An 8,779-nucleotide genomic window follows, 5' to 3' on the forward strand; every position below is an offset into this window, starting at 1 on the left:
GAGCTCGGCGTAGAGCCCGGTGCCGGTGATCCGCTCCAGCAGCTCGGCCCGCTCCGCGGGCCGGGCCTTGAGGAAGGCGGCGAAGTCCCCCTGGGCCAGGAGCACCGAGCGGCAGAACTGGTCGAAGGACAGGCCCAGGAGGGCCTCGAGCCGGCCCAGGGTCTCGGTCTTGGTGCCCCCCAGGCTCTGGCCCGCCTCGTCGTGGAGCTCCATGATCTGGGGCTGGAGCCGGCCGCCGGGGGCGTTTCGGGCCCGGCGCACCGACCAGCGGGCGCGGTAGGGGCGGCCGTCCCTACCCTCGAAGAGCACCTCGGCCCACCCGGCCCCCGCCCCCTTCCGCAGGATCGAGCGCGGGTCGGCGCTGCGCAGGGTCTCCTCCCCCGGCACCCCCACCTCTGCCCCCCCGGACCCGCTCAGGCGCGGCGTGCGGTCGTAGAGGGGCAGGCACACGGCGTCCAGCAGCGTGGACTTGCCCGCCCCCGTGGGCCCCGTGATCCCGAAGAGCCCCGCCGCCCCCAGGGGGCCCCCGGCGAAGTCCACCTCGAAGCGCCCCTCCAGGCTCGCCAGGTTCTCGCCGCCCACCTTCAGGATTCTCACGCCCCCTCCCCCCTCTCCACGTCCTCCAGGAGTTCGTGGAAGGCGGCCAGGAGGTCCGCCGAGGGGTCGCCCTCGTGGCTTCGCCGGTAGCACTGGAGGAAGACCTCCTCGGGGGAGAAGTCCCGCAGGTGCTGGCGTCCCGGCGCGGGCCCGAGGGCCTGCCCGTGACCGGTGTGGTGGGCGGTGATCTTGAGCAGGCGCGGCGCCTTCCCCGTGAGGGCCGCCTCCACCTCCCGTCGCAGGGCCGGGGCCGGGGCCTCCAGGAGAACCCGGACCTCCAGGTAGGGCCGGGCGGCCTCCGGCACGGCCGGGTCCGCCTCGGGCAGGGCGGCCAGGAGCCCGAGCACCTCCGCCAGGGGCCGGGGCCCATCCCCGGGGACGTGGAGGATCTCCACGGCCCGGGGCACCCGCAAGGACTCCACCCGGACGGGCCGGAGGAGGCCCTCCCCGTCCAGGTCCACCAGGCACACTTGGTGGGGGTAGCCCGACTCGGAAAGCGCCAGCGGCAGCGGCGCGCCGCTGTACCGGATGCGGTCGTCGCCGCCCACCCGCTGGGCCAGGTGCAGGTGCCCCAGGGCCGCGTAGGCGAGGTCGCCGGGGAAGAGGTCGGGGGGAAGGGCGTGCTGGTTGCCGCCCAGGATCTTGCGCTCGCTCAGCTCCGAAAGGGCGGTCTGGGCGAGGTAGCAGTGGCCCATGGCCACGAGGCCCTCGGACCCCCGCCGGCGCCGGCGCGCCTCGGCAAGCGCCTCGGCATACACCGCCCGGACCCCCTCCACGAGGGGGTCGCCCCTCCCCCCGTCCTCGGCGGGAAGGTCCGCCGGCCGCAGGAAGGGCACCGCCGCCACCCAGGCCGCCGTCTCCCCCCCGGCGTCCCGCAGGGGAACCAGGAGCCGATCGAGGTCCAGCGCCCCGCCGGGGAGCCGGGGAAGCCCCCCCACCACCCGGATGCGCAGCGCGTCAAGCATGGGCCCGGGGGCGTCGAGGCGGGCCGAGGAGTCGTGGTTCCCACCGATCACCACCAGGTCCAGGGCCGGATACCGCTCCCGGGCGGCCGCCAGGAACCGGTACCACGCCGCCTGGGCCTGGGCCGGCGGGTTCGCGGTGTCGAACACGTCCCCCGCCACGAGCACCGCGTCCACCCCCCGCTCCCCCACCACCTCCAGGAGCCAGTCCAGGAACGCCCCGTGCTCGTGCTCCCGCCCCACCCCATGGAGGGTCTGCCCCAGGTGCCAGTCGGAGGTGTGCAAGATGCGCATACCCTTCCTCACCCGTCCCTGCGGGAGCCGCGCTCCCGCCGCCAACCCTGCCGCGAGGGCGGTCCCGAAACCGCGCGGGCGCGCTGCGCGCTGCTGGTTGCCCGTTGGAAAGACCAACACACTACGCGCCAAGACTTGGTGCCCGGGACGGGATTCGAACCCGTATGGCCTTTCGGCCTGGAGATTTTAAGTCTCCTGTGTCTGCCTGTTCCACCACCCGGGCGTTCTTCCGTTTCGCCCACTTATAGCGCACACCGAACGCTCCCAGGAAGGCCGCGTTCCACCGCAGGCGGCGCGGGGGACGTCACGCCTCTGGAAGCGGGGGGTGCGGCCCAGGCGAGACCCTATGCACCTTCCTGCGTTCCCGCGCCCCGCGCACCCCGGGCAGGGGATCCGGCGGGCGCGGCGAGCCCGTGCGCCCGCCGGGGCGGCCGGCTATCCCGAACGCGTCCGGTAGGGCTCTGCGTGAACCCGAGCTTCTCCGCCAGCGCCGCGTGGCCCTCGGGGGCGATCCCGCGAAGGCGCGCGGCTCCCGCCTGGACCCGCTTGGCCGCGCCCGGCCGAGGGGCGAGCGTCTTTCAGGCGAGCTCCAGGTCTCCCGGCCGGTCCGCGGCGAGCACCCGCAGGAGTTCTCCGGCCTGGGCGAGGTCTTTTTCGGCCTTGGCCGCGTGGCCGGCGTCGCGTTCGGAGGCCGTGAGGAGCTTGTGGAGCGCCAGGCGGGCAGGGGCCGGGACGTTGACAAGCAGCCCGGTGTGACCGACGACGGCGGCACGCACGGGTTCCTCCAAGAGGTAGTCGAGGTAGCGAAGCGGGGTGGCCGCCGCGTTCCACTGGGGCAGGAAGACCGCGCCCCCCCCGAGGCGTCCCGGCCCCGAGCAGGCGTCAGGAGGTCGACCCGAAGCAGGCTCTTGCGCACCCGAAATGACGTCGAAGGGTCCCTGGGGTTGAAGGGCGGCACCGGAAGAAAGCCCATTTTGAGGCGTTCGAGCGCAAGGGGGATGTCGGCCGCACCGAAGTCGGGCATGGCGAGCGCCACGGTATCGGCTTCGGCCGCCAGGTCGGTGTCTTGGGTGCGAAGCGCCGCCCTGTCCCAACGGACGCCGAGCACATTGCCGAGCACCGCGAACGCGTGCGTTCCCACGAGCATCCCCCCGAGGCGAAACACCCCGGAGTGCGCCAGCGCCTCCAGCACGCGCGGGCCGCCGACGTTTCGGTGGCCACCGCCCCAGCCTGGCGAAGCATGGCGCTCAGGCGCTCCACGTCGCCGCGCTCGGCGCGGGCCTCGGCGCGCTCGGCGAAGGTAGCGCTTCTCCAGGCGCGCGATCGTCTCGTCGTAGGGTCCCAGGTACGCCTGCTTCTTGGCTCCCGCCACGCCTTCTCGGATCGTCGTAACCCCGCACGCGCTCCGGAAGCATCCGCTCCAGGGCCGCGCACGCGAAGTAACCGGCAATCCTCGGCTGCCCTCGCTGCTCCCAGACGAGCCCATACCGGAGCATGGTGACCACCGAATCTCGGTCGTAGTGCATGGCAGGCCCTCCCCGTCGGTTGTGGCGTCGTCCGTCCTCTCAGGGTCTCAACGGCTCCGTTCCCTCGCTCAGGATCTTCAGATACTCCTCGTAGGCCTGTTCCTTTCAGTCCCCTTGGGTGCCGGCAAGTCGAGCTCTCCAGAGGAGCCAGCCGCCTGCGAGCACCATCGCGGCGCTCAGGACCTGCCCCATGCTGAGCCCGCCCAGCACGAGCCCCAGGTGGGCGTCGGGCTCCCGGGTGAGCTCCACCAGGAAGCGCAGCACCCCATACCCGGCGACGAAGGCTCCGCACCGCAGCCCCTGCGGGCTGCCGGGAGAGCGCCCGGCCCACCAGACCAGCACCCAGAGGATGGGCCCTTCCAAGAAGGCTTCGTAGAGCTGGCTGGGGTGTCTCGGAAGGGGCCCGGCCCCCGGGAACACCATGGCCCAGGGCACCGACGAGACCCGGCCGTAGAGCTCTCCGTTGACGAAGTTGGCCAGGCGCCCGAAGAAGAGGCCCAGGGGTGCGGCGAGGGCCAGAACGTCGCCCGCGGCCAGCAGGCTCACTCCCCTCCCCCGCGCAAACCACCACGCCCCCAGCGCCGCCCCGGCGAGCCCCCCGTGGAAGCTCATGCCGCCCTCCCACAGGGCGAAGAGGCGCAGGGGGTTTGCGGCGAAGTGGGGCAGATTGTAAAAGACCGCGTACCCCAGCCGGGCTCCCCCGACGACTCCCAGCACCAGGGCTCCCAGCAGGGCATCGGCGTCTTCGGGCGCCAGGGGCAGCCGCCCGCGGCGGGCCGCCCGCCGCACCGAGGCGTGGGCCGCCCAGAACCCCGCAAGGTACGCGAGCCCGTACCAGCGCACCGCCAGGGGACCCAGGCGAAACGCCACGGGGTCGAGGTCCGGGTAGGGAATCATCGGCACTTTCTCCGCCACGGCCGAGTTTCCGGGCCTCCGAGGCGGGACTCCGGGCAGTGGTCGCACCAGGGCACGGCGAAGAGCAAGACCTCGGCAGTCATCACGGTGCCCTCCCTTGGATCAAGAAGAGACCGCCTCCCGCAACCACGCCCCCGCGCAGCGGCGCGCCCTCTCGAAACCCTGCGCTGCCTTTTCGTGGCGCCGCTGCGGCGTGGCGTGAGTCCCGCCTTTGCCCTTCACACCTTCCTCGCCAGCGCCCCCCGGGCGATGCGGGTCACGTACACGGTCACGGCCACGGTGGCCGCCAGGCCGACCCCGTAGAGGGACCACTCCCCGGCGGAGCGGGTGTGCTCTCCGGCCCCCAGGCGGGCCAGGTCGCCGGCCAGGGAGCCCAGGTACACGTACATCACCGTGCCCGGGAGCATGCCGATCCAGGAGGCGAAGAAGTAGTCCCGCAGCGACACCCGGGTGAGGCCGTAGGCGTAGTTCAAGAGGTTGAACGGGAAGACCGGCGAGAGGCGGGTGAGCCCCACGATCTTCCACCCCTCCCGGGCCACCGCCTCGTCCACGGCCTTGAATTTCGCGTTGCCCTCGATCCTGCGCGCCACCCAGTCCCGAGCGAGGTATCGCCCCACCAGGAAGGCGGCGGTCGCCCCCAGGGTGGAGGCCACCGAGACCAGCACCGACCCCTTCACCACCCCGAAGACCACGCCCGCCCCCAGGGTGAGGATGGACCCGGGGACGAACAAGACGCAGGCGGCGACGTACACGGCGACGAAGACCGCGGCGCCCGCCGGCCCCAGGCCGTCGATCCACCCCAGGGCGCCCCGCAGGAACTCCTGCACGTCGAAGTACACCGCCGCCCCCAAGGCCGCAGCGGCGCCGAGGACGGCCAGGACGGTCTTGCGCTTCGGGGCCGCGGCCCGCCGGGTTCCTTCGGGGCTCATCGGAACTCCTCCGGGGGGAGTGTTGGGTGCACCGGCCCCTACGGGGCCGCGATGGCGCCCCCTCAGGTGAAGCCCGCGCCGGCGGTGCAGGCGTAGCAGTGGTCCCCGGTGGGGATGGCCGTTCCCGGCGCCGGGGGTCCGTCCAGCTCGGAGACGTGGCGACGCTTGCCCCCCAGGGCGAGGCCCCGGGCCAGGTTGAAGTCGCAGTCGTGCAGGTAGCCCTCCCAGTCCACCGAGACCAGGGTCCGGCACATGAGCCCCTCGACGGTGCAGGGGTTGAAGGCCCCGGCCAGCTTCTCCAGGTAGCCGTCCAGATTGCCCGAGATCTTGAGCCAGGCCCGGAAGCGGCCCACCGGCATGTTGGCGAACGTGTAGAGATGGTTGAAGCTGACGCCCCACTTGCGGGCCAGTTCCCGGCGGATGCGCTCCTCGGCCTGGGCCTGCCCCGGGGGCAGGAACGCCCCCGCCGGGTTGGAGACCAGGTCGAGCTCCAGGCCCGTGCCCTCCCGACCGTACCCCGCCTCGTTGAGGCGCCGGAGCATCGCCAGGGTCGTCTCGAACACCCCGTCGCCCCGCTGGGCGTCGGTCTGCCCGCGGTTCGCGGAGGGAAACGAGGTCACGACCACGGCACGCAGGCGGGCCCACAGGCGGATGAGCTCTTCGCGCCCGGCCAGCGCCGTAAGGTTCGAGCGCACCAACAGTCGGGGCGCGAGCGGCGACAGCCGCTCCAGGAACCTCTCCAGCCCCGGCACCAGCTCGGGGGCCCCGCCGGTCACGTCGATGACGGCGAACCGGCAGCGCTGGGCGTACGCCACCACAGCGTCCATGGTCTGGGCCGACATCACCTCGGCGCGCTCGGGCCCGGCGGCGAGGTGGCAGTGCCGGCAGCGCTGGTTGCACAGGAGCCCCAGGTTCACCTGGAGGGTGGCGGTCTGGGCCCGCACCAGCTCGAGCCCGTGGGCGGCCAGGTTCTCGGAGAAGGAATCGGGGCACGCCGGCGAAAGGCCGTCCGCCGGTGCTCGCTGCAAACTCAGGGCTTCCACGTCCACCTCACAGGGAGAGCTTCTTGGCGACCTTTCGCATCTGGAGGCCGTGCACCAGGGAGGCGCCCCCGCGAATGGCATTGGCCACGTGCACGGCCTCGGTCATCTCACCCAGGTTCGAGCCCTTCTCCAGGCACGCCTGGGTGTAGGCGTCGATGCAGTAGGGGCACTGCACCGCGTGGGCCACCCCCAGGGCGATCAGCGCCTTTTCGCGCTCGGTCAGCTCCCCTTCCGCGAAGACCGCGCCGTAGTAGTCGAAGAACTTTTTCGCGAGCTCCGGGGCTTCTTCGCCGATCTCGGGGAACCTGGCCAGGTCCTCGGGGTCGTAGTAGGTATTCACGGTGTCACCTCGTGCAGTGGTGGGAGCTTCCTCGGGGATCGAAGAACCGGTTCGGCCGCTGCCGCCTACGCCATGTTGGCCGGCGGGCCGCCTTCGGTCGGGGTGCAGGCCCGGCCCTTGAGGTGGAAGAGGAACTTCAGCACCCCCTTGGCGCGGTCGCTGAAGAGCTTTTCCGAGAAGTAGCTGCCGGCGGCGCGCTTGGAGATCTCCGAAAGCGTAGGGTACACGTGGATCGCCCCCGCCAGGGCCGAGAGCTTCACACCCCCGGCCACCGCGGCGATCCATTCGTGGATGAGCTCGCCCGCGTGGGCGCCGATGATCTGGCACCCCAGGACCGCGCCCTTCGGGCTGATGAGCACCTTGATCTTGCCCAGGGGCTCGCCCTCGGCCAGGGCCCGGTCGTTGCCGGCGAACTCCTCGGTGAGCACCCGGTAGGCCACGCCTTCCTTCTGCGCCCGCTTCTCGTTCAGGCCCACGCTGGCGACCTCGGGTTCGGTGTAGGTGCACCAGGGGACCTTGGCGTAGTCGGCTTTCCGGGGCAGGCGCAGAACGGCGTTGGTGAGGGCGATGCCGCCCTCGTACCCGGCCACGTGGGTGAAGGGGAGCTGGCCGTTGACGTCCCCGCAGGCGTAGATGTGCTGGACGTTGGTGCGCAGCCGCGCATCGGTGGGGATGCCCCGGGGGGTGAACTCCACCCCTGCCGCCTCCAGCCCCAGGTCCTCCACGTTGGGCCGGCGCCCGGTGGCCACCAGCAGCGCCTCGGCGTCGAGCACCCGGAGCTCGCCGCCGCCCTGGGCCGGTGCCACGGTGAGGCGCACCCCGTCGCCGTGGCGCTCGGCCTTCACCGCCTTGGTCCCGGTGAGGATCTCCATCCCCTCGGCCTCGAGGCGCTGCCGCAGGACCGCGGCGACATCGGCGTCCTCGGGACCCAGGATCTGATCCAGGAACTCGACCACGGCGACCCGGGAGCCGAGGCGCTGGAAGGCCTGGGCCAGCTCCAGCCCGATGGGGCCGCCCCCGAGGACGAGCAGCCGGTCGGGGAGCCGGGTCTGGGAAAAGACCGTCTCGTTGGTCCAGTGGGGCGTCTCGGCCAGCCCCTCCATCGGAGGCAGGGCCGGACGCGAGCCCGTGGCCACCACCCAACTGCGGGCCGTCACCTTCTGCCCGTCCACCTCCACCGTGTGGCCGTCCACGAACCGGGGCGTCCCGAAGCGCACCTCGGCCCCCAGGCGGCAGAACCGCTCCGGGGAGTCGTGCTCCTGGATCGTCTCGATGACCGAGCGCACCCGCGCCATCACCGCCCCCAGGTCCACGGGGGGGAGTGCGAGGCTCGGCAGCCCGAACTCGGCGGCCCGCCGGGCCTGGGCCCACACCCCGGCGGTGCGGATCAGGGTCTTGGAGGGCACGCACCCATAATGCAGGCAGTCGCCCCCGAGCTTCGGCGCCTTCTCGATCAGGAGCGCCTTGGCCCCGAACCGGGCGGCGCCCGCCGCCACCGTGAGGCCGGCGGCGCCGCCCCCGAGGATTCCCACGTCGTAGTCGTAATCGGCCATGGCTTCTCCTCCGCGTACGGCGCCGCTGCCGGAAGACCCGTCCCCCGGCCGGGCCCGTCGCCCACTGTATGCGTCGCTCGTTCGGAACGGCCCTTACACCTCGCCCCGGATCCGCCACCCCTTGCGGCAAGATACCCGGCTTCGGCCGGGCCGGCTGTAGCCGTCGCTACAGCGCATCTCCACTTGACCCCCTATCTTGTTCCAGACGGAATGCCATCCTATCCGGGGGCCCCATGACCGCAATCCCCCGGCGCGTCCCCGATGACACCGGCGGGGTACCGACCTCCCCGCTGCCGCTTGCCGCCGGGTTTCCCGTGCCCGGGGAGGGCGGCGACCTCACCGGCGAGACACTTTCCGTCGGAGAGGTCCGTTCCAGGTGCCGCCCCGCGGGCGAGATCCTCCTCCGGGAAGGGGCCCCCGCGGCGAGCCTGTTTCTCCTCTTGGAAGGCTGCGTCTGCCTGTACCGCCGCAGCCCGGGTGGGAGGCCCGCGGTCGCGGGCTTCTGCCGGCCGGGGGATGTGGTCGGCGAGGCAATGCTCCTGGGCCTGGGCACGTCACCGGTGACGGCCGTGTGCCTGGGGCCCTGTGTCACGCAAGAGCTGTCCGCCGCCGCCCTGGAG

At 72.5% G+C, this 8,779-nt stretch carries 9 protein-coding genes, 1 tRNA gene and 1 pseudogene; 1 reads left to right on the forward strand and 10 read right to left on the reverse strand.

Translation table 11 applies throughout. From position 1 onward, the window contains the following. The 10 genes and pseudogenes from AB1578_19310 to AB1578_19355 form a co-directional block, all read right to left on the reverse strand. Positions 1-597 (reverse strand): AAA family ATPase (locus tag AB1578_19310; GenBank protein ID MEW6490044.1); only part of this gene is annotated, 597 nt, incomplete at its 3' end. Beyond that, positions 594-1,853 carry an exonuclease SbcCD subunit D C-terminal domain-containing protein gene (locus AB1578_19315; protein ID MEW6490045.1) on the reverse strand — a complete coding sequence of 420 codons (1,260 nt, stop codon included), beginning with the start codon at positions 1,851-1,853 and terminating at the stop codon, positions 594-596. The genes AB1578_19310 and AB1578_19315, both read right to left, overlap by 4 nt. A 136-nt stretch (positions 1,854-1,989) precedes the next feature. After that, positions 1,990-2,076, reverse strand: a tRNA-Leu gene (locus AB1578_19320). Positions 2,077-2,431: 355 nt separating this feature from the next. After that, positions 2,432-2,776: a GSU2403 family nucleotidyltransferase fold protein gene (locus AB1578_19325; GenBank protein ID MEW6490046.1), complete on the reverse strand. Its 345-nt coding sequence runs from the start codon at positions 2,774-2,776 to the stop codon at positions 2,432-2,434. After that, positions 2,725-3,339: pseudogene (locus tag AB1578_19330) on the reverse strand (GSU2403 family nucleotidyltransferase fold protein). Before AB1578_19330 ends, AB1578_19325 begins: the two are co-directional and overlap by 52 nt. A 145-nt stretch (positions 3,340-3,484) precedes the next feature. After that, a complete protein-coding gene (lgt, locus tag AB1578_19335; GenBank protein MEW6490047.1) occupies positions 3,485-4,276 on the reverse strand; it encodes a prolipoprotein diacylglyceryl transferase in 792 nt (263 codons plus the stop codon). 236 nt (positions 4,277-4,512) lie between these two features. Continuing rightward, on the reverse strand, positions 4,513-5,223 hold the full coding sequence (locus tag AB1578_19340; protein ID MEW6490048.1) for a TVP38/TMEM64 family protein: 711 nt from the start codon (positions 5,221-5,223) through the stop codon (positions 4,513-4,515). A gap of 62 nt (positions 5,224-5,285) precedes the next feature. After that, positions 5,286-6,266, reverse strand: a complete 981-nt coding sequence (gene arsS / locus AB1578_19345; protein ID MEW6490049.1) for an arsenosugar biosynthesis radical SAM (seleno)protein ArsS — start codon at positions 6,264-6,266, stop codon at positions 5,286-5,288. A gap of 7 nt (positions 6,267-6,273) precedes the next feature. Beyond that, entirely contained in the window at positions 6,274-6,606 is a 333-nt protein-coding gene (locus AB1578_19350; protein ID MEW6490050.1) for an arsenosugar biosynthesis-associated peroxidase-like protein, read from the reverse strand. A gap of 65 nt (positions 6,607-6,671) precedes the next feature. Continuing rightward, positions 6,672-8,159 carry an FAD-dependent oxidoreductase gene (locus tag AB1578_19355; GenBank protein ID MEW6490051.1) on the reverse strand — a complete coding sequence of 496 codons (1,488 nt, stop codon included), beginning with the start codon at positions 8,157-8,159 and terminating at the stop codon, positions 6,672-6,674. Between the two features lie 233 nt (positions 8,160-8,392). Between AB1578_19355 and AB1578_19360 the strand changes: the two genes are divergently transcribed. After that, positions 8,393-8,779 (forward strand): cyclic nucleotide-binding domain-containing protein (locus tag AB1578_19360; protein MEW6490052.1); only part of this gene is annotated, 387 nt, incomplete at its 3' end.

The sequence above is a fragment of the Thermodesulfobacteriota bacterium genome, assembly GCA_040756475.1.
Lineage (GTDB): Bacteria > Desulfobacterota > Deferrisomatia > Deferrisomatales > JACRMM01 > JBFLZB01.

What these genes read in the sequence shown, in the direction of transcription:
- lgt (MEW6490047.1), bottom strand. Translation starts at nt 4,276, where the DNA reads ATGATTCCCTACCCGGACCTCGACCCCGTGGCGTTTCGCCTGGGTCCC.
- AB1578_19315 (MEW6490045.1), bottom strand. Translation starts at nt 1,853, where the DNA reads ATGCGCATCTTGCACACCTCCGACTGGCACCTGGGGCAGACCCTCCAT.
- AB1578_19340 (MEW6490048.1), bottom strand. Translation starts at nt 5,223, where the DNA reads ATGAGCCCCGAAGGAACCCGGCGGGCCGCGGCCCCGAAGCGCAAGACC.
- AB1578_19355 (MEW6490051.1), bottom strand. Translation starts at nt 8,159, where the DNA reads ATGGCCGATTACGACTACGACGTGGGAATCCTCGGGGGCGGCGCCGCC.